Here is a 25864-nt window from a genome sequence, read left to right as displayed (position 1 = left end):
GACCGAAATACTGATGATCCCCGTCAATCAGGTTGAACGCATCAAATGGCGGGGAAACCTAAATGAACGCACGTTTTTGCTGGTCGATTTCTTCCATGGCGGCGCTTGCCGTCGCCATATCCCTTCCCGCTGCGGCGCAGGCGCAAACCCGCAGCTTCAATGTTCCGGCGCAATCCGCATCGAGCGGCGTCATCGCGTTCGCGCGCCAGGCCGGCATCCGCGTGATCGTCGCCAGCCGGGATACCGACGGACGCACGACGAACGCCGTCCAGGGGAATCTGGATACGCGCGAGGCGCTCGACCGGCTTCTCGCCCAGACCGGCCTCACCGTCCGGTCCTTCGACGCGGGAGTCGCCATTCTGGGCGTCTCGTCCGATCAAAGCGCGTCCGCTGAAGAACCGGCGGCCGAGATCCAGGTCACCGGGACGCGCATCGTCCGCAACGGTTACGACGCCCCCACGCCGACGACCGTGCTGGGCGAGGAGGAGATCCGCCGGAAAGCGCCCGAGAACATCGCCGACGTCGTCACCATGTTACCGGGCGTCGGCGCGGGCAATTCTCCGGCGCAGAACACGGGAACCACGAGCTCGGGCTATACGGGCGTCAACTCGCTGAACCTGCGCAACCTGGGTTCGAGCCGCACGCTGGTTCTGCTCGACGGCCGGCGCCTGCCCGCCGCGACCGTCAACGGCTCGATCGTCGATATCAACGTCGTCCCCAACGCCTTCATCAAGCGGGTCGACGTGGTGACCGGCGGCGCCTCCGCCGCATGGGGATCGGATGCCGATGCCGGCGTCGTGAACTTCGTCCTCGACAAGGACTTCACCGGCATCAAGGGCAAGATCCAGGGAGGGGCCACCACCGAGGGCGACCGGACGAACTACTCCGTCTCGCTCGGCGTCGGGGCCAAGTTCGCCGGCGATCGCGGCCACATCCTGCTGAGCGTCGAGCATTCCTACATCGATGGCATCGATGGCCTGCCGCGCTCCTGGTACACGGGGTACAGGACGTTCGCCAATCCCAACTGGACGTCGACCAACGGCCAGCCGCGATACCTCTCGCTCGATCATGTCGGCTATGCATCGATAACGCCGGGCGGGGTCGTGACCACGGGTCCGCTCCGCGGCGTGTATTTCGGGCCGAACGGCACGCCGGGGCAGCTCAACTACGGCACGCTTCTCACTTCGGACACCTTTGTCGGCGGCGACTGGCAATATACCGACTGGTCGAAGAACACCCAGTCTTTCCTGAACGCCAATTCCCGCCAGAACGCCTTTGCGCGCGCCAGCTTCGACGTGAGCGACAGGGTCCAGGTCTTCGGGCAGTTCATCTTCACCCGCTCCTATGTGACATCGGCCGCGCCGCCGACGATCGGGACCAACACCATCCAGCGCGGGAACGCCTTCCTGCCCGACAGCATCGGCGCGCGCATGGACGAGCTCGGATTGAAGACGCTCAGCATCGGCTCGTCGAACGCGGACCTCGGCAAGCGGGAATATTCCAGCGACCATTCGCTCTACCAGTATCTCCTTGGCGCCAGCGGATCGTTCGGCCTGTTCGGGAAGGATTTCAGCTGGGAGGTTTCGGGCTATCGGAGCATCAGCAAGATCGGCCAGGACGTGCTGGTGCCGATCAGCGCGAATTTCACCAAGGCGCTCGATGCCGTCCACGGGCCTAACGGCTCGATCGTCTGCCGCTCGACGCTGACCGACCCCGGCAACGGATGCGTCCCCTACAATCCGTTCGGCACCGGCGTGAACAGCAGCGCGGCCGTCCAGTATTTCATGAGCGACGACTGGGTGCGCCAGACGATCCACCAGGATGGTTTCGCCGGAACGTTGCGTGGGGAGCCCTTTTCGACATGGGCCGGCCCGGTGTCGTTCGCCACGGGCGTCGAATATCGCCGCGACCAGGCTGAGGGCACCGCCAATCCTATCGGCCTGGCCGATGGCTTCGGCAACGCCAACTACAAGCCCATCCAGGGCTCCGTGAACGTGAAGGAGGGGTTCCTGGAGATCGTCGTCCCGCTCCTCAAGGACACGGTCTTCAAGTCGCTCGACTTCAACGGCGCCGTGCGCGCCACCGATTACAGCTCCTCCGGCTTCGTCACGACCTGGAAGACCGGCGTCACCTTCGCGCCGATCGACGACCTGAAGATCCGGTTCACGCGATCGCGGGACATCCGCGCGGGCAACCTGTCCGAGTTGTTCGCCGCCGGCTCCACGGGTTCCGCCGTCGCTTCCGATCCGTTCCTGGACGGGCAGACCTATACGGTACAGCAGGTCACGACGGGAAATCCGACGATACGGCCGGAGAAGGCCGACACGATCACCTTCGGCGCCGTCGTCACGCCGCGAGCCATTCCTGGCCTGTCCCTGTCGGCGGACTATTGGGACGTGAAGATCCGCGACGCGATCACGACTGCGTCGAGCAGCTCGACGGTCGACCAGTGCTTCAAGGGCGACCAGGATCTGTGCGACAACATCGTTCGCGGCGCCGACGGCAAGATCAAATATATCTATGTGCGGCCCGTGAACCTCGATCTGTTCTGGGCGAGGGGCGTCGACGTCGAGGCGAGCTACCGGCTTCGCCTGTCCGATGTCGCGTCCTCGCTGGGGTCGGGGCTGGTCTCGATCCGGGCGCTCGGCACGCTCAATCTCAAGAACGGAAGCGAAAGCGGGCTGACCGGCATCTTCAATTCCAGCCTCAGGGAAGGCGGCGCCCCGCGATATCGCTATCTTGTCGATCTCGCGTACAGCAAGGGGTCGTTCGACGTGTCGCTGACCGGGCGGGGTATCAGCTCCGGCGTACATGACGCCACCTTCGTCCAGTGCAGCACGGATTGCCCGAGCGGGACCAACACGATCAACAACAACCATGTGGATGGCGCCTTCTATGTCGACGCGTCCGTGAGCCATGGCATCGCGGGCGGAGTCGAGGCGTTCTTCGTCATGACCAATATCGCCAATCGCTCGCCGATACCTTCGGCCGACGGGCCGGGATTCAGCTCCGCGCAGTTCGGGTACAACCGCACCTATTCCGACACGGGCCGCGCCTTCCGGGCCGGGATCCGGTTCCAGCTCTAGGCGGTGGGAAAAGGCGCCGTTCCCCGGATCGATCGGGGAGCGGCGCCTGCCCCCACGCATCCTGCCCGGCCGCGCATTTCCGCATGCGTCCGGCTCCCAGAATCCGGAGAGTATCAATGAAGCGTAGAGACTTTATGGTTGCCGCCGCGTTGACTTCGTTCGCGCCCGTCCGGGCGGCGGCCGCGCGGCAGGAGGTGAAGCCCGACATCGTCGGAACACCGTTCAAGCAGCGTTGGCCCGACGCCACCTACGCGCGCAACGTCTGGACGATGCAGGTATTCGACGGCCGGCTCTATCTGGGCGCGGGGAACAGCTCGAACTTCGGCCCCTCGTCCAATGCGGGCCCCGTTCCGATCCTGTCGTTCGACGGCCGAAGCTTCGTCGAGGAATATACCGTCAACGAGGAGCAGATCGCGCGCTTCTATCCGGTGGGCGACGTCCTGTTCGTTCCGGGACATGATCCTCGCGACGACTGGTCCTATGGCAACCTCTATCGTCGCGCCAACGGCGCGTGGAGCAAGCTGCGGAATATCCCTCGCGGGATCCATGTCTACGACATCCGGCACTATGCCGGGCGCCTGATCGCGGCCGGCGGCGCTTACGGCCAGCCGATCTCCGCCTGGATATCGGAGGACGACGCGGAGAGCTGGAAGCCCGCGGCGCTGGTCCCCAATCCGGCGCTGGCCGAACCGACGATCCCGTCCGGCAGGATCGCGACCGTGCTCGGCCAGCAGACTCAGGTGGTCGGCCGGTTCTGGACGCTGTTCGAGATCGGGGACGCGCTCTATGCGAGCACCACTGCCCCGATGGCGCGCGCTCAGGGCGACGCCCACCCGCGCATCGCGACGCTCTTCCGCTTCGATCCCGCGCAAAACGGCTTCCAGCCTCTCGCGTTCGGTCACCTGTCCTCGCTGTTTCCGGAAACGCCGGCCAGCGGCGATCAGGTCGGGCTGGTCGAGCGCTGGGCCAGGCTCGGCCGGGAAACGGCCTATATCGGCGGCTGGCAGCATAACGATCATCAGTGGCTGCCGATCGGCCTTTATGCGGCGACATCGGCCGAGAAGGCGCGCCGGCTCCCGTTGCCGCCGTCCGAGCAGCCTCGCGACATTCTCGTCGAGGGCGGCCGGCTCTACTGCCTTTCGTCCCGGGAAGAGGGGAGCCAGCATCGCGTCTCCGTCACGCGCTTCGACCGCGCGCTCAAGGGCGGGACGGTGGTGGCCACCTTCGTCGCCCCCACGTTCGCCAGGTCTTTCGCGCTGTTCCAGGGGCGCTTCTATTTCGGCCTGGGCACGGAAACCGGCACGGGCGCGGCGCTGTCCGAGGCGGCGGGCACGATCCTCAGCACGCCCTTCATCGCGTGACGCCGTGCGATCGGCAAGAACGACAATTCCAGGGAAGCAACATCATGTCACGATCGATTGAACGTTTCGGCCGGCTCCTTGGCCGGCTCGCTAAAGGCGGACGATCCGCCCTGGCCCTCGCCCCGGCGATGGCGCTGCTGTGCGCGAGCACGCCCGTAGAGGCGCGGCCGGCGCGAAATGTGATCCTGTTCCTCGGCGACGCGGGCGGCCTGCCGACCCTGAGCGCCGCCGGCATCTATGCCCATAACCGCCCGCAATCGCTGTTCATCCAGTCGATGCCGCATATCGGCCTGTCGGACACGTCGGCGCTCAATCACTGGGTCACCGATTCCGCCGCCGGCATGACCGCGATCGTCACGGGCCACAAGACGAACAGCGGCATGAATTCGGTCGTTCCCTCGGTCGGCGGGACGGGCGTGACCCCCGTGAAGACGATCCTGGAATATGCCGAGCAGCGCGGGCTTTCCACGGGCGTCATCACGAACATGCCGATCTGGGACGCGACGCCGGCCGCATGCTATGCGCATGTCGCGAGCCGCACCGACAAGGACGAGATCTTCCGGCAGTTGCTGGCCCCGCGCTATGGGGACGGCGTCGACATCCTGATCGGGAAGGACCGCGCCGCCGCCGAGGCGGCTTATGCGAAAATGGGGACGAACGCCGCCCAGGCCTTCACCCGCGCCGGCTATCTCTTCAGCGACGACCCATTGGCGCTGACGCCGGAAACGCGCCGGGCGGCGATCCTCCGCGACGAGGATTTCGCTCCCATCCCCGCCGTGGAGGCAACGATCGCCAGTCTCAGCCGCAACAGGAAAGGCTATTTCCTGATGGTCGAGTGGGACATGCACACGAACAAGCTCCAGGACGGGCTTCGGCATGCCGTCGAGATGGACGACATGATCCGCAAGGTCAGCGCCAGTGTCGGCAAGGACACGCTGATCCTGTTCGTGGCCGATCATTCCTATGATCTCAAATTACTGTCGGGTACGCGCGACCGGCCCCTGGCCGAGCAGCTATCGGCGCCTCAGGGGAGCAGGCCGGTGATCGCGGCCGATTCGAAGGGCGCGCACGCGGGAGAAGAGGTTGTCGCGGCCGCGATGGGGCCTGGAGCGGAGGGCGTGAAAGGGTTCTTTTCGAACACATGGTTGTTCGACGTCATGATGACGGCTTTCGGGTGGAAAGTGAGCTGACGCTATATTCTGTGTTTCGCGTTGGCGAATTGGGCGACGTTCGACTTGGGTATTGGGCGGCCCATGAAAGGCAGCTATTTGCACCTCGTCCGCTGATAGCCGACAGTCGGCAAGTGGCCACATTCAGCCGCGGAACACCGAAATTATCCAATAATTTGAATGCCCGCTTTCGGCATGGGCAAGATCAGATATCCCGAGCGCCTCAGCCCCCGCAGGATTCGCGCACGATCAGCTCGGTGGGCAGGCGCTTGCTTTCCTGGTGGTCGTCCTTGTCCATGATCCGGGAGACGAGGAGGCGGCCGGCTTCGAACGTGTCCTGGCGGATCGTGGTGAGCGTCGGGGTGCTCAGGCGGCTGAGCAGCATGTCGTCATAGCCGACGACCGAAACGTCCTGCGGCACGGCGATGCCGTTGCGGCGCAGGGCCTGCATGGCGCCCAGCGCGATCAGGTCGCTCGTGGCGACGATGCCGTCGAACTTCACGCCCCGGCGCAGCAGGCCGCTGACTGCGGCGAAGGCGGATTCCAGCTCGAACTCGACCGTCAGGATTCGATCGGCATCGGCTTCGAGGCCGCTTTCGGCCAGGGCATCGAGATAGCCCCGGCGGCGCTGCATCGCTTCGGGATCGCTGCCGCCCAGGAACAGGATGCGGCTGCGACCGAGCCGGGCGAGGTGCCGCGTCGCGCGGCTGCCGCCGAGCAGATTGTCGGACCCGATCGAGCAATAGCGCTGCCCCGGCAGATCCGCCCCCCAGACGACGAAGCGGGCATTGCTGTCCGCCAGCCGGTTGAACTCGTCATGGAGCATGCTCTGGCCGAGGAAAATCACGCCGTCCGCCCGGCTCGTCGTGGTCGCGATGACGAGATCCTCGAAGCTGGTCGGCGAGGTGTGGCTGACCGTGAAGTCGCAATCGCGCGCGCGTGCGGCCTCGCCGATATTCGCCAGCAATTCGAGGAAGAACGGGTGCGACAGCGGCAGCGGCCGCCCGCGCATCACTGGCGTGACGATCGCGATCGATCCGTCCGCGCCGATCGGGCTGGTGGGCATTGTGGACTTAAACGGATAGTCATGGTCGCGCGCCAGCGCCCAGATCCGCTGCTTGGTCCGGGTGCTGATGAGCGGATGATCGTTCAGCGCGCGCGACACCGTCGATGCGGACACGCCTGCCAGCTTCGCCAGATCCTGCAGCGTGGTATTGTTATTGCTATTGCTGCCCATTGCACCCAAGCTGACGGCGAGGCCGAATACGGCCCATTAGCGCATTGGGAGGGGCCCTTTGCAAGCGATCGAGAGGGGATTGTCGGGCGCGGCGCGCCCGTGGCGGGGTGCGGTCCTCCGTCCGCCGGCCTGGCAGCTTTGGAACATGTGCCTCGGGCTGTTCGGGGTGCAGGTCGTCTGGGGCCTGCAGAACGTCAACACCAGCCGTATCTTCCAGACGCTGGGCGCCAATATCGACGAACTGGCGCTGTTGTGGATCGCGGCGCCGATCACCGGGCTGTTCGTCCAGCCGGTCATCGGGCATCTGAGCGACCGCACCTGGGGGCCGCTCGGTCGGCGCAGGCCCTATATCGTGGCGGGCACGCTGCTCACCGCGCTGGCGCTGGTGGCGATGCCGCTCGCCACGACGCTCTGGTCGGCCTGCCTGATGCTGTGGCTGCTCACCGCCGCGATCAATGTCGCGATGGAGCCGTTCCGCGCGCTCGTCGCCGATACGCTGCCCGAGCCGCGCCGCACTTCGGCCTATGCGCTGCAGGTGTTCTTCATCGGGGCGGGAGCGGTGTTCGCCTCGGCGCTGCCCTGGATGCTGAACCACTGGTTCGGGCAGGGCGGGCATGCCGGATCGGTCGGCATCGCCTATGGGATCGGTGCCGTCGTGCTGCTGGCGACGGTGGGCTGGTCGGTGGCGACCACACGCGAGCGGCCGCCCGAGCAGCTCGCGCCCGGCCCCGGCGAGGTGCCGCATCCCGAAGTGCCCAGCGCGAGCGGGGCCGCCGCGCTGACGTTCAGCGGGATCGCCTGGATTTCGGGCGGGATGCTGCTCGCCGGCGTCACCGCGGCGCTTGGGTCTGCCCGCGAGCTTTATCTGGTCGCGGGCATCGCGGCCCTGTTCGGCCTGCTCCAGCTCGGCGCGGTGCTGCTGCGGCGGCGCGGGCGTGCGTCGATCGGGATGATCGTCATCGTCGAGGACATCCTCCACATGCCGTCCGTGCTGAAGCGGCTGGCGGTGGTCCAGTTCTTCACCTGGTTCGGGATGTTCGCGCTGTGGGTTTATGCGATCCCCGCCGTCGCCGCGCTCGATTTCGGCACCCTCGATCCGGCATCGCCCGCCTATGGCGAAAGCGCCGATTGGGTCGGCATATTGTTCGCCGAATATAATGCCGTCGCGGCGGGGGCGGCGCTGCTGCTGCCCGCGATCACGCGGCGCATCGGCCGGCATGCCTGCCATGCGATCTGCCTGGGCTGCGGCGCACTCGGCCTGCTCGGCTTCGCCGGCATGCATCGGGCGGGCGACCTGTGGCTGCCCGCGCTCGGCATCGGCATCGCCTGGGCGGCGATCCTGTCGCTGCCCTATGCTATGCTGTCGGACGGCGTGCCGGCGCGGAAGATGGGCGTCTATATGGGCATCCATAACATCTTCATCGTCCTTCCCCAGCTCGTCGCGGCGTCGATCATGGGGTTCGTCGTGCGCGTGCCGTTCGGCGGCCATGCCGAGGGCGCGCTGTTCACCGCCGCCGGCTCGCTGATCGTCGGCGCATGCCTTGCGTTAACGATTCCCTCCATGCACCATCGCCAGGAATTTAATGCAATATTGCATTAAAGGCAATTGCTGGAGACATTGGAAAATCGCCCGGCTGGCCCCTGATGCTCCCTATGACGAGGGTTGTGGTGCGGGAGTTGGTAGCGCTACCGGAAAAATCGGGCTTGCGCGCAATGCAAAAATACGCAACTTTGCGCAAAGATTGCAGCGCCCGGCGATGCCGCGCGCCCAATAACGCCTCCGCAAAAGCGGAGCATAAAAGGGGAGGAAAGCATGAAGGATCTCGATTCGAGCCGTCGATTCCGCGCGTTGCATTGCGGCGTCTCGCTTTGCGCGCTGGCGGTGATGGGCTTCGCGCCGGCTGCCCATGCGCAGACCGCCGTGAGCGACGCGCCGGCGCAGCAGGAATCCGGCGCAGAGGCGCAGGCAGGGGAGGATGGCGGCCAGACGATCGTCGTCGTCGGCGTCCGCCGCGCGCTCGATACGTCGCAGAACATCAAGAAGAATTCCGACACTTTCGTCGATTCGATCACCGCGACCGATATCGGCGCCTTCCCGGACAAGTCGGCGGCCGAGGCGCTGGCGCGCGTGCCGGGCATCACCGTCAACCGCCTCCAGTCGGCCGACGACAGCACCCATCCCTCGGGCGAGCCGACCGGCGTGCTGATCCGCGGCCTCACCCAGGTCCGCACCGAGTTCAACGGGCGCGACAGCTTCTCGGCGGATTCGGCGCGCGGGCTCCAGTTCAACGACGTCTCGCCCGAGCTGCTCGCGGGCGTCGATGCCTACAAGAACCAGACCGCCGAGATGATCGAGGGCGGCATCGCCGGTACGGTCAATCTGCGCACGCGGCTGCCGTTCGACCAGAAGGGGCTGCTCGTCACCGGCAACTTCAAATATAATTACGGCGACCGTTCGGATCGCTGGACGCCCGAATTCTCGGCGCTCATCAGCGATACGTTCGAGACTCCGATCGGCCGCTTCGGCATCCTTGCCGACTATGCCCAGAGCCATGTCGTGACGCGCACCGAGAGCGTCATCATGGACAAGATCGACACCTATTGCACCGCCGGCTTTGGCACCCCGACCGCGGGCACGGTGGGCGCCGACGGCAGGGTCGGCTGCACGGCCAACCCCTTTGGCGGCACCGGCTTTGCGCTGGCGCCGGATGGGGTGCGCTTTTCCGAGGTCGATTACGACCGCAAGCGCCGGGGCATCGCGCTTGCCGGCCAGTATGAGAATAATTCCGGCACGCTGCGCATGACCGCGCAGTATCTCGACTCGCACTATCGCAATGGATGGTTCGAGCGGGCGAGCCACGCGATCCTCGACGGCAATTATTTCGGCACGGCCGCGTTCAATCCGCGCACCTCATCCGCGCTGGGGCCGGCGGACGGCACGGGCGCGCTGGTGTTCGGCCCCGACGGCATGCTGCAATCGGGCACGCTGACCCAGCCGCATGGCAGCTTCAGCGGCACCTATGAGAGCCTGCAGGCGGCGATCAACGCCGGTTCGGCCGTCGCCGGCATGCCCTTCGTCAATTATTGCGGCGCGGGTGCGAACTGCGCGACACTCCGCGACGGCCTCTATTTGCAGAACGAAGCGCGCAACTTCGCCCATCGCGAGGGCACGCGCGATTTCTCGGGCAATATCAAATGGGATGTCAGCGACCGGCTGCACCTCAATCTCGACGGCCAGTATATCGAGGCCTCGACCTATAATAACGATATACTGGTCGCCGCCGGTTCCATGGCGAACTACCAGTATAGCGTGAACGGCGACGGCACGCCGCAGATCAAGCTGCTGCCCGGTTCCAACGTCAACTATGCAGATGGCGGGCTGGCTAACCCGCATAATTACTGGGTTCCGTTCATCCAGGGCCATGTCGAGGACAACAACGCCGACGAGTTCGCGCTGCGCGGCGACCTGGAATATCAATTCGCCGAAGGCGGCTGGCTGGATTCGCTGAAAGTCGGCGCGCGCTATGCCGATCGCCACCAGCGGGTGCGCTATTCGACGTTCAACTGGACGCCGATCGCCGCGAGCTACGCCTGCAACGGGCCGGGCTTCAACGCCGACAACACCAGCGGCGGCGCCTATCCGACCGATACCGGCAATTGCGCCGGCAATGCGGGGCATCCGGATTTCGCCGGCTATGGCGCGGGGATCTGGGAATCCTACAATATGGGCGGCCTGTATGACGGCAACGTCTATGCGAACGGCCCGCTGGTGTTCCTCAATCGCGACACGCTGAAGGATTTCGGCCGGCTGATCGACTCGCTGAGCGGCGCCACCACCCATTCGCCGCTACTGCCGGGCTATACCGCGATCTGCGACCGCCCGGAGGCGACCGTCGATAATTGCTTCACCCCCGGCGAAGTGCTCGACGTCCGCGAGAAGACCGAGGCGGCCTATGCGATGCTGCGCTTCGGCGGCGAGGACAAGACGATCTTCGGCGGCGTCAACGTCGTCGGCAATGTCGGCCTGCGCGTCGTCAAGACCCGCGAGGCCAGCGACGGCAGCATTGCTTTCCCGGCGACCAACATCTTCGCCAATCTGGCCCCGTGCGGCACGCCCCTCAGCGGCAACAACATCGTCAATCCGAGCTGCTATCTGACGCCCGACGTGATCGCCTTCGCGAACGGCGCCGCCACGCCCAACAGCTACAAATCCTCGACGACCGACTGGCTGCCGAGCTTCAACGTCCGCTTCGGGCTGGACGCGAAGAACTTCATCCGCTTCGCCTATTCGCGGGCGATGTCGCGCCCGGATTTCGGCTATCTGCGCAACTCCGTCGCGATGAACACGGTGCTGCTCAACACGACGCCGGATTCACCCTATATCGTCTATAATTCGCCGAACGCGGAGCATGTCGCGGCGAACGTCACCGGCTATAATTTCGTCTTTCAGGCGAATTCGGGCAATGCGGGGCTGAAGCCGGTCATGGCCGACCAGTTCGATCTGTCCTACGAACGCTATATGGGCAGCAGCAGCTCGCTCACGCTGACCGGCTTCTACAAGAAGCTCACCAACAGCATCAGCTTCGGCCAGTTCAACCGCACCTTCACCAACGGCACGTCGACCCAGACGGTCCAGCTTCTCGGGCCGCACAATGCCGACAAGGGCGGCAAGCTGCTGGGCGTCGAGGCTGCCTATCAGTCATTCTTCGATTTCCTGCCGGGCATCCTGAGCGGCCTGGGGACGCAGCTCAACTACACCTATGTCCACCAGTCGGGAATCAACAACTCCAACCTGCTCAATGCCTCGTCGAGCGGCGACGTGGGCGCAGCGGGCGCGGGCCAGCCGGCGCTCGGCGGAACCGGCGCGGTGATCGACTCGCATCGCCTGGCGGGCATCTCGACGCACACGTTCAACGCGGTGGCCTTGTACGAGAAGGGGCCGGTCGGCTTCCGCGTCGCCTATAACTGGCGCTCGCGCTACCTGACCCAGAATCTGGATTGCTGCATCGGCCTGCCGGTGTTCCAGAAGGCGGCGGGCTATCTGGACGGATCGATCCGCCTCTCGGTCAACCGCTTCCTCGAACTCTCGGTCGATGCCTCGAACCTGCTCAACACCAAGAGCGTCTACCAGCAGCAGATCTTCGGGGACTCTCCGGCGACCCCCGGCGCCAGGCCGGTATACCAGGATTCCGCCTGGAGCCGGGTCGACCGCCGCTTCCAGTTCGGAGTGCGCGCGAAATTCTGACCACCCTCCTCGCGCCGCTGCGATCCCCTCGCGGCGGCGCGCCCTTTTTGGGTGCCGGCGGCGAAACCGCATGCCTCGATCGATTTTCCCCGAAGCAAAGGATTTCCGGATGTTCCGCCCTCTCGCCCTTTCCATCGCGACGCTTCTCTGCGGCACGGCGGCCACCGCCGCGCAGGCGCGCGAATGCGCCCAATCGCCCGGCAAGGTGCTGGAGGTCTGCATCGACGTGCAGGGCGGCAAGGCGCTCTACACCGTCACGCGGGGTGGGGCAGTGGTGCTCGCGCCCGCCGAGCTGGGGCTGAGCTTCGACGGGGAAGAGACGGCGCGCTACACGGCGATCGGCAATCCGCGCCGCAATTCGGTCGATACGAGCTGGGAACAGCCCTGGGGCGAGCAGCGCGTCATCCGCGACCGGCATAACGAGCTGACCGTCACGCTCACCGGCGACACGCCGCTCAACGCCCGCGTCGATGTCACCTTCCGCCTGTTCGATGACGGGATCGGCTTTCGCTACGGCTATGCGAACGTGCCGGCGGGGCAGGCGGTGAAGGTGACGGCGGAGCGCACCCAGTTCCGCCCGGTTGGTTCCTATCAGGCATGGTGGTATCAGGGGCTGGGGCAGGAGCGCGACGAATATCTCTACACCCAGACCGACGCCCGCCGCATCACGCTGGCGGAGACGCCGCTGACGCTGAAGGGGGAGAACGGCCTGTATTTGTCGTTCCACGAAGCCGCGCTGGTCGATTTCCCGAGCATGCTGCTGGCGGGCAACGGCACGGGCACGCTGACCGCCTCGCTGATGCCCTGGCCCGACGGGATCGCCGCACGCAGGACCGGCCCGTTCGCCACGCCCTGGCGCACCGTGCTGATCGGCGAGACGCCCGGCGCACTGGCCGACAGCCGGATCGAGCTCAACCTCAACGAGCCGGATAAGCTGGGCGACGTCTCCTGGTTCAAGCCCGGCAAATATGTCGGCGTGTGGTGGGAGATGCACCTCAAGCATTCGACCTGGGGCAGCGGCTATCGCCACGGCGCGAATACCGAGAATGTGAAGCGCTATATCGATTTCGCGGCGAAGAACGGCTTCGACGGCGTGCTGGTGGAAGGGTGGAACCAGGGCTGGGATGGCGACTGGATCGCCCATGGCGAGAAGTTCAGCTTCACCAAAGCCTATCCCGATTTCGACGCGCCGGGCCTCGCCGCCTATGCGAAGAGCAAGGGCGTCGAGCTGATCGGGCATAACGAGACGGGCGGCGCGGTCGTCAATTACGAGGCGCAGCTTGAGGACGCGATGGCGTTCTACGAGAAGCTCGGCGTCCATGTCGTGAAGACCGGCTATGTCCACAACAGCGGCGATATCGTCGATGCCGAGGGCGGCAAGCAGTGGTTCGCGGGCCAGTATATGGTGCGCCACCACCTGAAGGTCGTGCAGGTCGCGGCGAAGCACCGCATCGCGATCGACGCGCACGAGCCGGTCAAGGATACCGGCCTGCGCCGCACCTGGCCCAACATGATCAGTCGCGAGGGTGCGCGGGGGCAGGAATATAACGCCTGGGGCACTCCCACCAATCCGCCGGAGCATCTCGCCATCCTGCCGTTCACGCGGATGCTGGCGGGGCCGATGGACTTCACGCCCGGCATCTTCGATCTCGCGCACGGCCAGACCGACGTGACGCTGCGGGTCCAGTCCACGCTCGCGGCGCAGCTCGCCGAATATGTGGTGCTCTATTCGCCGGTGCAGATGGCGGCAGACCTGCCGGAGAATTATGACGCGCATCCCGATGCGTTCCAGTTCATCCGCGACGTGCCGACCGATTGGGAGACCACGCGCACGCTCCAGTCCGAGATCGGCGATTTCGTCGTGGTGGCGCGGCAGCAGCGCGGCGGCGGCGACTGGTATCTGGGCGCGATCACCGACGAGAATGGCCGCACGCTCAGCCAGCCGCTCGATTTCCTCGCGCCGGGCAAACGCTATGAGGCGCAGATCTATGCCGATGCGCCGGATGCCGATTACCGCACCAATCCGACCGCCTATCGTATCGAGAAGCGCGTGGTGACGCGGGCCGACAGCCTGACGATCAAGCTGGCGGCCGGGGGCGGTGCGGCTGTTCGTCTGCGACTTATCGAATAAGGCGCGCGAGCCCAGGGCCACGTCTGGGAAGTTGTGGCCCTCCGGATATGCTGGAGGGACTGCAACAGGTGACCGGAGCTGGCCGGGCGCTTGGACGGTCGCAAGCGCCAAAAGTCCCGGGCTAACGGCCCGCTTGCAATTTCACGGGTCGGGCCCCAGCCTTGGCGGGGAGGGGACTGGCCGGCTTGTGAGCGACGATCTGATCGTGCTGATCGCGATAGTGTATGTCGCGGCGATGTTCGCGGCGGCGGCGTGGGTGCAGCGCCGGCGCGAGCGTCGCGGCGCGCTGCGCTTTCGCTTGCCCGCCTACACCCTGGCGCTGGCGGTCTATTGCACGAGCTGGACCTATTTCGGCGCGGTCGGCACCGCAGTCACCGATGGCTGGGGCTATCTGCCGATTTATTTCGGACCGATCCTGCTGTTCGCGCTGGCGCCCGCCTTCCTCCAGCGTCTCGTTGCTGCGGTCCGGGCGGACGGCGCGACTTCGATCTCGGACTTCATCGGATCGCGGTTCGGCAAGAGCCGCGGCGTCGCGGCGCTGGTCACGATCCTCGCGCTGTTCGGCACGATCCCCTATCTCGCGCTGCAACTGCGATCGGTGGGGATCAGCTATGCGCTGATCGCGCATCAGGAGCAGATCGGCGGCGCGGTGGTGTCCGCCGCGATCCTGCTGGCCGGGTTCGCGATCATGTTCGGCGTCCGCCATTATGAGATCGCGGGGCGGAACGAAGCGGTCCTCTATATCGTCGCCGGCGAATCGGTCCTGAAGCTGGTCGCGCTGATCGGCGTCGCGGTGTTCGCCGGGTTCATTCTCCTGCAGGCGCCGGCTGGGTTCGGCCGGGTCGGCTGGGAGCATCTCCGGGCCGGGTTCGCGCCGGCGCGGCTGACGATCGACTTTCCGGTGGTGACCGGCGTGTCGATCCTGGCGTTCCTGTGCCTGCCGCGCCAATTCTATGTCGGCGTCATGGGCGCGCACGCCGCCGAGGATATCGGCCGGGCGCGCTGGCCGTTCGTCCTCTATCTCCTCCTGACCGTCCTCGCGGTGCTGCCGATCGCGGCGGCGGGGCTGGCGGTGCTGCCGCCGGGATCGCGGCCCGATTTCTTCGTGCTGAGCCTGCCGATCGAAGCCGGCGAGACGGCGCTCGCGCTGATCGTGTTCCTCGGCGGGCTTTCGGCGGCAGTGGCGATGGGCGTGACCGAGGCGATCGCGCTGTCCACCATGGTCTCGAACGACCTGATCGCGCCGTTCCTCCTGCGCAGCCGGGTGGGCGACGAGGCCAATGTCGGCCGGATCATGCTGTGGGTGCGCCGCGCCGCGATCCTGGTGCTGATGACGGCGGCGGCGGCCTATGCGCTGCTGATCCCCAGCGGCGCGCAGCTCGCGTCGGTCGGGCTGATTGCCTTCGTCGCGATCGCTCAGTCCGCCCCGGCGCTGATCCTGGCGGTCTCGCGCACCGGCAACGACAGCGTCGCCGCCATGGCCGGGCTCGGCACCGGGCTGCTGCTATGGGGCTACACGCTGTTCCTGCCCTCGCTCGGCGTCCTGCCGCAGGAGCTTGCGCACGGCCCGTTCGATCCGACCGCGCTGCTCGGCATCGGCGGGCTGAGCCCGATTGTCCACGGCGCGCTGTGGAGCCTGGGAGGAAATTTGCTGGCGCTGAGCCTGGTGTCGGCGCGGCGCGTCCGCCAGGATTTCGCGATCGATATCGGGCGGCCGGGCAAGGTCGCCCAGGTCTCCACCATCGGCCAGCTCGCCGACATGGTCGCGCGCTTCACTGCCGTGGACGATCCCGTCGCGCTGTTCGGCCCGGATCGCGGCGCGGCGATCGATCGCCATGCGGCCAGGACCGCCGAGCGGCTGATCGCGGGCGTGGTGGGCGTATCCTCGGCGCGCGCGATCATGGCGTCGGCGCTGTCGGGCGCCAGCATCGGCGTGAGCGATGTCGCGCTGATGCTCGATGCCTCCGGGCAGAGCCTGCGCTTCTCGCAGGGGCTGCTCGCCGCGACGCTGGAGAATATCGAGCCGGGGGTCAGCGTGGTCGATCGCAACCTGCGGCTGATCGCGTGGAACAGCCAGTATCTCGATCTGTTCAACTATCCCGCCGGCATGGTGCGCGTCGGCGTGCCGGTGGCCGATCTGATCCGCTTCAACGCCGAGCAGGGCGAATGCGGCCCCGGCGAGGTGGAAGGTCATGTCGCCCGGCGGCTCCAGCATATGCGCGAGGGCCATGCGCACAGCTTCGAGCGCAGGCGCCTCGACGGCCGCATCCTCAAGACCGTGGGCGGCCCCATGCCCGATGGTGGCTATGTGATGTGCTTCACCGACATTACCGCCGAGGCCAGGGCACGCGCGGCGCTGGAGCGGGCGCGGGCCGAGCTGGAGGAGCGCGTGACGGCGCGCACGATCGAGCTGTCCGACGCCAATGCCCGGCTGGCGGGCGCGATCGCCGACAAGACACGCTTCCTGGCCGCCGCGAGCCATGACCTGCTCCAGCCGCTCCACGCCGCCCGCCTGTTCGCCGCCGCGCTGAAACGCGAGGTGCCCGAGGCCGCGCTCGCCAAGCTGGACCGGATCGACCGGTCGATCGAATCCGCCAACGATCTGCTGCGGGCCCTGCTCGACATTTCCAAGCTCGACGCGGGGGGTATCGTACCGCAGCCGACGCGGTTCCGGCTTCGCCCGATGCTGGCCGAGCTGGTCGAGAGCTTCGAGCCGCTCGCCGCCGAGCGCGGGCTGGCGCTGCATCTCGGCGCGGTGGATGCCGTGGTGGAAACCGATCGGACGCTGCTGCGCTCGATCATCCAGAATTTCCTGTCGAACGCGGTGCGCTACACGGAGCGGGGCGGCATCCTGGTCGGCGTGCGCAGGCGTGGCGGCGAGGCCCGGATCGAAGTCTATGACACCGGCCCCGGCATTCCGGCCGACAAGCAATCGGTGATCTTCCGCGAATTCGAGCGGCTCGACGGCAATAGCGAGACGGGGATCGGCCTGGGGCTCGCCATCGTCGAGCGGACCGCGCTGCTGCTGGGCGCGCGGGTCGACCTGCGCTCGGCGATCGGGGCCGGCAGCCGGTTCGCGGTGACGCTGCCGATCGGGGAGGGCGCGGTGGAACATCCTCGGCCCGCGCGGATCGAGAGCAAGCGCAACCATGCTTCGAAGCGCATCCTGGTGCTGGATGACGAGGCGGTCATCTGCGACGGCATGGTCGCGCTGCTCGGCAGCCTGGGGCATGCTGTGGTCGCAGTTCGCACCGGCGCGGCGGCGCTTGCGCAGGAGGGGCGGTTCGACGCCGCGCTGATCGATTTCAGCCTGGGCGAAGCGCTCGACGGGATCGACGTGATCGACCGGCTGCGCGCGCGCCAGCCCGGCCTGGCGGCGGCGCTGGTCACCGCCGACCGGAGCGATGCGATGGCCCGCCGCGCCGCCGAGCGCGGGATACAGGTGCTCGACAAGCCGCTGGCGCTCGCCACGCTGTCGGACTGGCTGGCGGTGCTGGTCCAGCGGGGGTGATCGCGCCCAAGTCCGGGATGAATCGACATCCCCCAATCCTCCCCCGGAGGGGGAGGGGAACCGCCGCAAAGCGGTGGTGGAGGGGTAGTCTCCGCAGGCGATGGCGCTTGGGGCAACCTACCCCTCCACCAAGCTGCGCTTGGTTCCCCTCCCCCTCCGGGGGAGGATTGGGGATGTCGCGTTCCGAATACCGATCCGCCCTAATGCGCCACGCCGATCCCCAGCGCTCGGGCGGCGAGGGCTGCCTGGGTGCGGTTCTGCACGCCCAGCTTGGCGAGCACCGCCGTCATATGCGCCTTCACCGTCGCCTCGGTGATGTCGAGGTCGAAGGCGATCTGCTTGTTGAGCCGCCCGGCGAGCACCCCGAGCAGCACGCGGAGCTGCGTGGGCGTCAGCGTCGCTACCTTGCGTGCCATGTCGTCCACTTCGCCGGCGGGCGGCTGGGGCAGCGCGACATCGCCGCCCGACAGCGCCGTGGCGATCGCGGCTTCGATCGCGCCGAGATCCTGGTCCTTGCCGATGAAGCCCACCGCGCCGAACCGCCGCGCCTCCGCCGCCGCGCCCGGGTCCGCGCCCGATACGACGAGGATCGGCACCGAAGGCCGCTCGGCATGGAGCATCGCCACGCCGGAAAAGCCGGTCGCGCCGGGCATCTTCAGGTCGAGCAGGATCAGCAGCAGGTCGCTCGCCGACGCCGCGATGCGTATCGCCGCGTCGAGCGTCGCCGCTTCGACAATCCTGCTATCCGGACTCACGGCCTGCGCCGCCATCGCCATCGCCTGCCGGAACAGGGGATGATCGTCGGCGATCAGGATCGTGCCGGTGGGCGCGCTCCTCTCCATTCCCCATCGTAGCGCGTGCGATCAGGCCGCGACAAGCAGGCTGTCCGCCACCAGCCGATCGACCACCGAAGGATCGGCGAGCGTCGAGGTATCGCCCAGGTTCGACGTGTCGCCCTCGGCGATCTTCCTCAGGATGCGGCGCATGATCTTGCCGCTGCGCGTCTTGGGCAGGCCGGGCGCGAACTGGAGCGCGTCGGGCGTGGCGATCGGCCCGATCTCGTGCCGGACCCATTGCGCCAGCTCGCGGCGCAGCGCGTCGCTGCCGTCCTCGCCGGCGTTCAGCGTCACATAGGCGTAGATGCCCTGACCCTTCAGCGCATGTGGCATGCCGACCACCGCCGCCTCGGCCACCTTGGGATGCGCGACAAGGGCGCTCTCGATCTCGGCGGTGCCCATGCGGTGGCCGGAGACGTTGATGACGTCGTCCACCCGGCCGGTGATCCAGTAATAGCCGTCCTCGTCCCGCCGCGCGCCGTCGCCGGTGAAATATCTGCCGCGGTAGGTGGTGAAATAGGTCTCGAAGAAGCGCCGGTGATCGCCATAGACGGTGCGCATCTGCCCCGGCCAGCTTTGGGTGATGACCAGATTGCCCTGGGTGGCGCCGTCCAGCACCGCGCCCTCGGCATCGACCAGTTCGGGATGGACGCCGAACAGCGGCAGCGTGGCAGAGCCCGGCTTGAGCGCCGTCGCGCCGGGCAGGGGGGAGATCAGCACGCCGCCCGTCTCGGTTTGCCACCAGGTATCGACGATCGGGCACCGGCCCTCGCCGACGACGCGGTGATACCATTCCCATGCCTCGGGATTGATCGGCTCGCCCACGCTGCCCAGGATGCGCAGCGACGTGCGCGACGTGGCGGTGACATAGCCGTCCCCCTCGCGCATCAGCGATCGCAGCGCGGTCGGCGCGGTGTAGAAGATCGCGACGTTCCACTTGTCGACGATTTGCCAGAAGCGGCTGAAATCGGGGAAATTGGGCACGCCTTCGAACATCAGCGTGGTCGCGCCGTTGGCGAGCGGGCCATAGACGACATAGCTGTGCCCCGTCACCCAGCCGATATCGGCGGTGCACCAATAGACTTCGCCCGGCCGGTAATCGAACACATAGTCATGCGTCAGCGACGCCCAGAGCAGATAGCCGCCGGTGGTGTGCAGCACGCCCTTGGGCGTGCCGGTGGAGCCCGAGGTGTAGAGGATGAACAGCGGGTCTTCCGCGCCCATCGGCTCGGGCGGGCAATCGTCGGAAACCAGCTCGCGCTCGGCCTCATACCAGCGATCGCGGCCCGGCTCCATCGCGACGGCACCGCCGGTGCGCCGCACGACCAGTACCCGCTCGACCGAGGGGCAATGTTCGAGCGCCTCGTCGACATTGGCCTTGAGCGGAACATGCTTGCCGCCGCGCAACCCTTCGTCGGCGGTGACGACCAGCCGGGAATCGCAGTCCCGGATGCGCGAGGCTAGGCTGTCGGCGGAAAAGCCGCCGAACACGATCGAATGGATCGCACCGATCCGCGCGCAGGCGAGCATCGCGAACGCCGCCTCGGGGATCATCGGCAGGTACAGCGTCACCCGATCGCCCCGCCGCACGCCATTGGCCTTCAGCACATTGGCGAAGCGGCAGACTTCCTCATGCAGCTCGCGATAGCTGATGATCCGCTGCATGCCGGGCGCATCGCCTTCCCACAGGATGGCGGGCGCGTCGCCGCGCGTGGCGAGATGCCGGTCGATGCAATTGGCGGAGACGTTGAGCACGCCGTCTTCGAACCAGCTTATGCCGAAATCGGCCTCATGGAAGCTGCTGCGATCGGTGACGGTAAAGGGCTTGATCCAGTCGAGCCGCTGCGCCTCGGCGCGCCAGAAGGCATCGGGGTCGGCCGCGACCTGGGCCTGCATCTCCGCGAAGCGCGCGGCGTCGATCCGCGCTCCGCCCGCAACATCCGGCGCCACCGGATACACCGTCTCGGCCATGGCCGCGCTCTCCTGAATCGTTGTTTTGGGGTGAGCATAGCCAAGGCTGCGGCCAAGGCATCCTCGACCATGGTCGCACTCCCCTGCGACCAATGTCGCTCTATCGTCCCCACCAGCCCGCTTCGATGATCGGGCCTGGCAGCACCACGCGAACAGGTGGGCGCCAGGGGAGAGCAGCATGTCGAAACAGCCATTTCGGGCGACGTTGATGGTCGGCGCGGGCGCGTTGGGCCTTGGCCTCATGGCCCAGCCGGCCGCCGCGCAGCAGGCGGGCAACCAGGCCAAACTCGAAGCGCGGCTCGCGCAGCTCGAGGCGGAGGTGGCCGAGTTGCGCGGCGAGCTTCAGGCGTCGCGCGCCGGTCAGGCGGCGGTCGCGAACCAGGCGGCGACGGCCAGCGCGGCGGCGGCAAAGGCCAGCGAGCAAATCGCCGCGATCGAGAAGCGCCCTGCCGCGCCGGCGGAGGGCTTCAACGTCGGCGGCACCAATTTCAGGTTCGGCGGCTTCATCAAGGCGGTGGCGAGCTTCAGCCGCTATGACGACGGCGATGTTCCGACCGGATCGCTCGGCAAGGATTTCTATTTGCCGCAGCAGATCCCGGTCGGCGGCGCGCGCGAAAGCAATGATTTCACCGGCCATGCCAAGCAGACGCGGCTGCAGATGACTACCTCGACCCCGATCGGCGGCCATCAGCTCAAGGGGCTGGTCGAGGTCGATTTCCAGACCGCCGCGGGCACGCAGGGATCGCAGCGCACCACCAACGGCTATGATCTGGCGCTGCGGCGGGGCTTCTTCACCTATGACCATTTCCTCGCCGGGCAGGAATGGAGCAATTTCCAATATGTCGCGGCGCTGCCCGAATCGACCGACTTCGTCGGCGCGACCGAGGGCACGGTGTTCGTCCGCGAGATGCAGCTTCGCTACGCCTTTCCGCTGAGCAAGCAGGCGACGCTCAGCGTGGCGATCGAGAATCCCGAAACCGCGTCGATCACCACGACATCGGCGACGCTGATCGAGAATGACGACGATCGCGTGCCCGACGTGACCGCGCGGCTCAACTATGCGGCGAGCTTCGGCGAGCTGTCGCTGGCGGGGCTGGTGCGGCAATTGTCGGTCGATAACGGCGCGGTCCATGGTCGCGCGGCCGGATGGGGCGTGAGCGCCGCCGGCAAGATCCCCTTCGGGCCGGACAAGCGCCACGACCTGCGCTTCATGGCGACCTATGGCGACGGCATCGGCCGCTATGTCGGGCTCAACCTGGCGCCCGATGCGGTGTTCGACGGGACGCCGGGCAGCGATCTGGAGACGGTGAAGAATTTCGCGGGGTTCGCGGCGGTGAAGATCGGCTGGACGCCGACGATCCGGTCGAGCCTGATCGGCAGCTATCAGCATGCCGTTTATCCCGATGCCGTCCTGATCCCGGGCGCCGCCAATCGCACCGCGTGGAGCGTCGCCGGCAATCTGTTCTGGTCGCCGGTCAAGGGCTTCGACCTCGGCGTCGAGCTTCGCCATGGCGAGCGCGAGATCGTGAGCGGGGAGAAGGGGCAGCTCGATCGCCTCGAATTCGCGACCAAGTACAGCTTCTGACGAAAATAACCGAGAGGATGAGGATATGGCGACGGTAGCGGGAGACGGGCTCCCCAAGCATCACAAGGCGACGCAGAGCGAGAAGCTCGTCATCGCCGCATCATCGCTTGGGACGGTGTTCGAATGGTATGATTTCTACCTGTACGGGCTGCTCGCCACCTACATATCGGCGCAGTTCTTCTCGGGCGTGAACGAGACGACCGGCTTCATCTTCGCGCTGGCGGCGTTCGCGGCCGGCTTCGCGGTGCGGCCGTTCGGCGCGCTGGTGTTCGGGCGGATCGGCGACCTGGTCGGGCGCAAGAACACCTTCCTGGTGACGATGGGCATCATGGGCCTGTCCACCTTCTCGGTCGGCCTGCTGCCGTCCTATGTGAGCATCGGCGTCGCCGCGCCGATCATCCTCGTCATCATGCGCCTCGCCCAGGGCCTCGCGCTGGGCGGCGAATATGGCGGGGCCGCCACCTATGTCGCCGAGCATGCGCCCGAGGGGAAGCGCGGGCTTTATACGAGCTGGATCCAGACCACCGCGACTTTGGGCCTGTTCGCGGCGCTGCTCGTCGTCATCGGTACGCGGCTGGTGATCGGCGAGGAATCGTTCGCCGCCTGGGGCTGGCGGCTGCCGTTCCTGATCTCGATCGTGCTGCTCGCCGTCTCGATGTGGATCCGCATGCAGCTCGCCGAAAGCCCGGTGTTCCAGAAGATGAAGGACGAAGGCACGACGTCGAAGGCGCCGCTGACCGAAGCCTTCGCCAAATGGGGCAATCTGCGCTGGGTCATCATCGCGCTGCTGGGCGCGGTCGCGGGGCAGGCGGTGGTCTGGTACACCGGCCAGTTCTACGCGCTGTTCTTCCTCGAGAAGACGATGAAGGTGGACGGCGCGACCGCCAATATCCTGATCGCCATCGCGCTGGCGCTCGGCACGCCGTTCTTCGTGTTCTTCGGCTGGCTGAGCGACCGGATCGGCCGCAAGCCGATCGTGCTCGCGGGCTGCGCGATCGCGGCGCTCACCTATTTCCCGCTGTTCGCTCTGCTCACCACCGCCGCCAATCCCGATCTCGCCAGGGCGCAGCTTTCCGCGCCGGTGACGATCGTCGCGAACCAGGGCGAATGCTCGTTCCAGTTCGATCCGGTCGGCAAGAACCAGTTCGACGCCAAGAGCTGCGACATCGCCAAATCCTATATGGCCAAGACCGGCATCAGCTACGGCAATGTCGATGCTGCCCCGGGCACGGTCGCGGTGATCAAGGTGGGCGACAGGAGCTTCACCGCGCCCGATCCGAACCTCGTCACGGGCGCAGATCGCAAGGCCGCGATCAAGGCCTATCAGGACGATCTCAAGGCCGGGCTGACCGCGGCGGGCTATCCGGCCAAGGCCGATCCGGCGAAGATCGACAAGCCGATGGTCGTCGCGATCCTGTTCGCGCTCGTGCTGCTGGTGACGATGGTCTACGGCCCGATCGCGGCGCTGCTGGTGGAGCTGTTCCCCAGCCGCATCCGCTATACCTCGATGAGCCTGCCCTATCATATCGGCAATGGCTGGTTCGGCGGCTTCCTGCCGACCACGGCCTTCGCGATGGTCGCGGCCACGGGGGATATCTATTACGGGCTTTGGTATCCGGTGGTGGTCGCCGCCGCGACGGTGGTGATCGGGCTGCTGTTCCTGCCCGAAACCTTCCGCCGCAGCATCGACGACTGATCGCCGGCCAATCCGGCAACGCGCGAGGGGCGGTGGCAGCGATGCCGCCGCCCCTTGTGTTTTGGCCCCTCGACCAATGTCTAATGGCGCCCGCCTGGGCCGAGCGCGCAATATGGCTTCAGGCCGGCCGGAACAGCGATGCCGGCCAACAGGAGAGGATGCCATGTCCGGCGGCTATACCGATGCCTATCGCGCCAGCATGGCGGATGGCGAGGCGTTCTGGCTGGAGGCCGCGCGCCTGATCGACTGGGAGCGCACGCCCGCCACCGGCTGGAGCGAAGGCGCGGGCTGGTTCGCCGACGGGACGATCAACACCTGCCATAACGCGATCGACCGTCATGTCGCGGCGGGGCGGGGCAGTCAGGCGGCGGTGATCTATGAAAGCCCCGTCACGGGCACCCGCCGGACCTACACCTATGCCGAGCTGCTGGAGCGCGTGGCCCGGACGGCGGGGATGCTGGCCGGGCTCGGCGTCGGCAAGGGCGACCGGGTGGTGATCTACATGCCGATGATCCCCGAGACGCTGTTCGCGATGCTTGCCTGCGCGCGGATCGGGGCGGTGCATTCGGTGGTGTTCGGCGGCTTTGCCGCGCCCGAGCTTGCCAAGCGGATCGACGATGCGAAGCCCCGGCTGGTGCTGATCGCATCCTGCGGGATCGAGGGCCAGCGCGTCATTGCCTACAAGCCGCTGGTCGATCACGCGCTCGAACTGGCGCGGCACAGGGTCGAGCATGTGGTGCTGTTCCAGCGCGCCCAGGCGGAGGCGGAGATGACGCTCCCGCGCGACCTCGACTGGACGGAGCTGTTCGGCGCGGCGGAGCCCGTTGCCTGCGTGCCCGTGGCGGCGACCGATCCGCTCTATATCCTCTACACCTCGGGCACCACCGGCACGCCCAAGGGCGTGGTGCGGCAGAATGGCGGCCATGCCGTCGCGCTCGCCTGGAGTATGGCCAACATCTACGGCGCGAAGCCGGGGGAGACCTTCTGGGCGGCGTCGGACGTGGGTTGGGTCGTCGGCCATAGCTATATCGCCTATGGCCCGCTGATCGCGGGCTGCGCGACCTTGCTGTTCGAGGGCAAGCCGGTCGGCACGCCCGATGCCGGCACCTTCTGGCGGACGATCGACACCCACCGGGTCGACATCTTCTTCACCGCCCCCACCGCGATCCGCGCGATCCGCAAGGAAGACCCGCAGGGTGATTGCATCGCCGATATCGGCACCGGCCGGCTGCGTGCGCTGTTCCTCGCGGGCGAGCGTGCCGATCCGGACACGATCCACTGGGCCGAGCGGCAGCTTGGCGTGCCGGTAGTCGATCACTGGTGGCAGACCGAGCTGGGCTGGCCCGCGGTCGCGACCTGCCTGGGGCTCGGCGACGAACGGCGGCAGGCGGGGAGCGCCGGCTTCCCCGTGCCCGGCTATGCCTTCGACGTGCTGGACGAAGGGGGCAGGCCGGTCGCGCCGGGCGCCACCGGCAATGTCGTGATGAAGACGCCGCTCCCGCCCGGCTGCTATTCGAGCCTTTGGAACAATCCGGCGGGCTATGCGAAGTCGTTCGAGGCCTATCCCGGCTATTACGAGACCGGCGACGCCGGCCATATCGACGCGGACGGCTTCGTCCATATCATGGGCCGCACCGACGACATCATCAACGTGGCGGGCCACCGCCTGTCCACCGGCCAGATGGAGCAGATCGTCGCCTGCCACCCGGCCATCGCCGAATGTGCGGTGATCGGCGTGGACGATGCGCTGAAGGGGATGATCCCGATGGCCTTTGCGGTCGCCAGGGCCGGCGGTCATGACGACGCATCGCTTGCCCGCGCGGTCATCGCGGCCGTGCGCGACGAGCTCGGCCCCGTCGCGGCGCTGCGGGACGTGCATATCGTCGATGCGCTGCCCAAGACGCGCTCGGGCAAGATCCTCCGCGCGACGCTGCGCCGGATCGCCAATGGCGAGCGCGTGGAGACGCCGCCCACGATCGAGAATCCCGACGTTCTCCATCAATATCGGGCGCTGTTCGCTGTCCCCGCTTGAACCT

Annotated in this window: 13 protein-coding genes; 10 read left to right on the top strand and 3 right to left on the bottom strand. The window is 66.9% G+C overall.

Annotation, left to right across the window (positions count from 1 at the left end):
• Positions 1 to 62 precede the first annotated feature (62 nt).
• From HB724_RS01085 to HB724_RS01075, 3 genes are all read left to right on the top strand, one after another.
• Entirely contained in the window at positions 63 to 3086 is a 3024-nt protein-coding gene (locus HB724_RS01085; protein ID WP_213979055.1) for a TonB-dependent receptor, read from the top strand.
• A 116-nt stretch (positions 3087 to 3202) separates the two neighbouring features.
• Complete coding sequence (locus tag HB724_RS01080; RefSeq protein ID WP_213979054.1) at positions 3203 to 4447, top strand: hypothetical protein; 1245 nt, start codon at positions 3203 to 3205, stop codon at positions 4445 to 4447.
• Positions 4448 to 4491: 44 nt separating this feature from the next.
• On the top strand, positions 4492 to 5637 hold the full coding sequence (locus tag HB724_RS01075; RefSeq protein ID WP_256731231.1) for an alkaline phosphatase: 1146 nt from the start codon (positions 4492 to 4494) through the stop codon (positions 5635 to 5637).
• 202 nt (positions 5638 to 5839) lie between these two features.
• Here HB724_RS01075 and HB724_RS01070 read toward each other — a convergent pair whose 3' ends face one another.
• Positions 5840 to 6853 carry a LacI family DNA-binding transcriptional regulator gene (locus HB724_RS01070; protein WP_213979053.1) on the bottom strand — a complete coding sequence of 338 codons (1014 nt, stop codon included), beginning with the start codon at positions 6851 to 6853 and terminating at the stop codon, positions 5840 to 5842.
• 145 nt (positions 6854 to 6998) lie between these two features.
• Here HB724_RS01070 and HB724_RS01065 point away from each other — a divergent pair, with 145 nt between their 5' ends.
• The 4 genes from HB724_RS01065 (at position 6999) to HB724_RS01050 (ending at position 17740) form a co-directional block, all read left to right on the top strand.
• Positions 6999 to 8453 carry an MFS transporter gene (locus HB724_RS01065; protein WP_213979052.1) on the top strand — a complete coding sequence of 485 codons (1455 nt, stop codon included), beginning with the start codon at positions 6999 to 7001 and terminating at the stop codon, positions 8451 to 8453.
• A 213-nt stretch (positions 8454 to 8666) separates the two neighbouring features.
• Positions 8667 to 12098 carry a TonB-dependent receptor gene (locus HB724_RS01060; RefSeq protein WP_213979051.1) on the top strand — a complete coding sequence of 1144 codons (3432 nt, stop codon included), beginning with the start codon at positions 8667 to 8669 and terminating at the stop codon, positions 12096 to 12098.
• Between the two features lie 109 nt (positions 12099 to 12207).
• The gene (locus HB724_RS01055) at positions 12208 to 14229 is read left to right on the top strand and encodes a glycoside hydrolase family 97 protein (protein ID WP_213979050.1); all 2022 of its coding nucleotides are present in this window, start codon (positions 12208 to 12210) and stop codon (positions 14227 to 14229) included.
• A 187-nt stretch (positions 14230 to 14416) separates the two neighbouring features.
• The gene (locus HB724_RS01050; protein WP_213979049.1) at positions 14417 to 17740 is read left to right on the top strand and encodes a PAS-domain containing protein; all 3324 of its coding nucleotides are present in this window, start codon (positions 14417 to 14419) and stop codon (positions 17738 to 17740) included.
• Between the two features lie 200 nt (positions 17741 to 17940).
• Here the strand turns inward: HB724_RS01050 and HB724_RS01045 are convergent, their stop codons facing one another.
• Both HB724_RS01045 and acs read right to left on the bottom strand, forming a co-directional pair.
• Positions 17941 to 18582 (bottom strand): response regulator transcription factor, encoded by a 642-nt coding sequence (locus tag HB724_RS01045; protein WP_213979048.1) that lies wholly within the window; start codon positions 18580 to 18582, stop codon positions 17941 to 17943.
• 21 nt (positions 18583 to 18603) lie between these two features.
• On the bottom strand, positions 18604 to 20547 hold the full coding sequence (gene acs, locus HB724_RS01040) for an acetate--CoA ligase (RefSeq protein WP_213979047.1): 1944 nt from the start codon (positions 20545 to 20547) through the stop codon (positions 18604 to 18606).
• A 178-nt stretch (positions 20548 to 20725) separates the two neighbouring features.
• Between acs and HB724_RS01035 the strand changes: the two genes are divergently transcribed.
• From HB724_RS01035 to HB724_RS01025, 3 genes are all read left to right on the top strand, one after another.
• Positions 20726 to 22132, top strand: coding sequence for a DcaP family trimeric outer membrane transporter (locus HB724_RS01035; RefSeq protein ID WP_256731230.1), 1407 nt, complete (start codon positions 20726 to 20728; stop codon positions 22130 to 22132).
• Between the two features lie 25 nt (positions 22133 to 22157).
• The gene (locus HB724_RS01030; RefSeq protein ID WP_213979046.1) at positions 22158 to 23828 is read left to right on the top strand and encodes an MFS transporter; all 1671 of its coding nucleotides are present in this window, start codon (positions 22158 to 22160) and stop codon (positions 23826 to 23828) included.
• Between the two features lie 163 nt (positions 23829 to 23991).
• Positions 23992 to 25860: an AMP-binding protein gene (locus tag HB724_RS01025; protein WP_213979045.1), complete on the top strand. Its 1869-nt coding sequence runs from the start codon at positions 23992 to 23994 to the stop codon at positions 25858 to 25860.
• Positions 25861 to 25864: the final 4 nt, after the last annotated feature.

The organism is Sphingomonas sp. dw_22, from assembly GCF_018449795.1.
Lineage (GTDB): Bacteria > Pseudomonadota > Alphaproteobacteria > Sphingomonadales > Sphingomonadaceae > Sphingomonas.
This window is presented reverse-complemented; position numbering and strand designations above follow the sequence as displayed.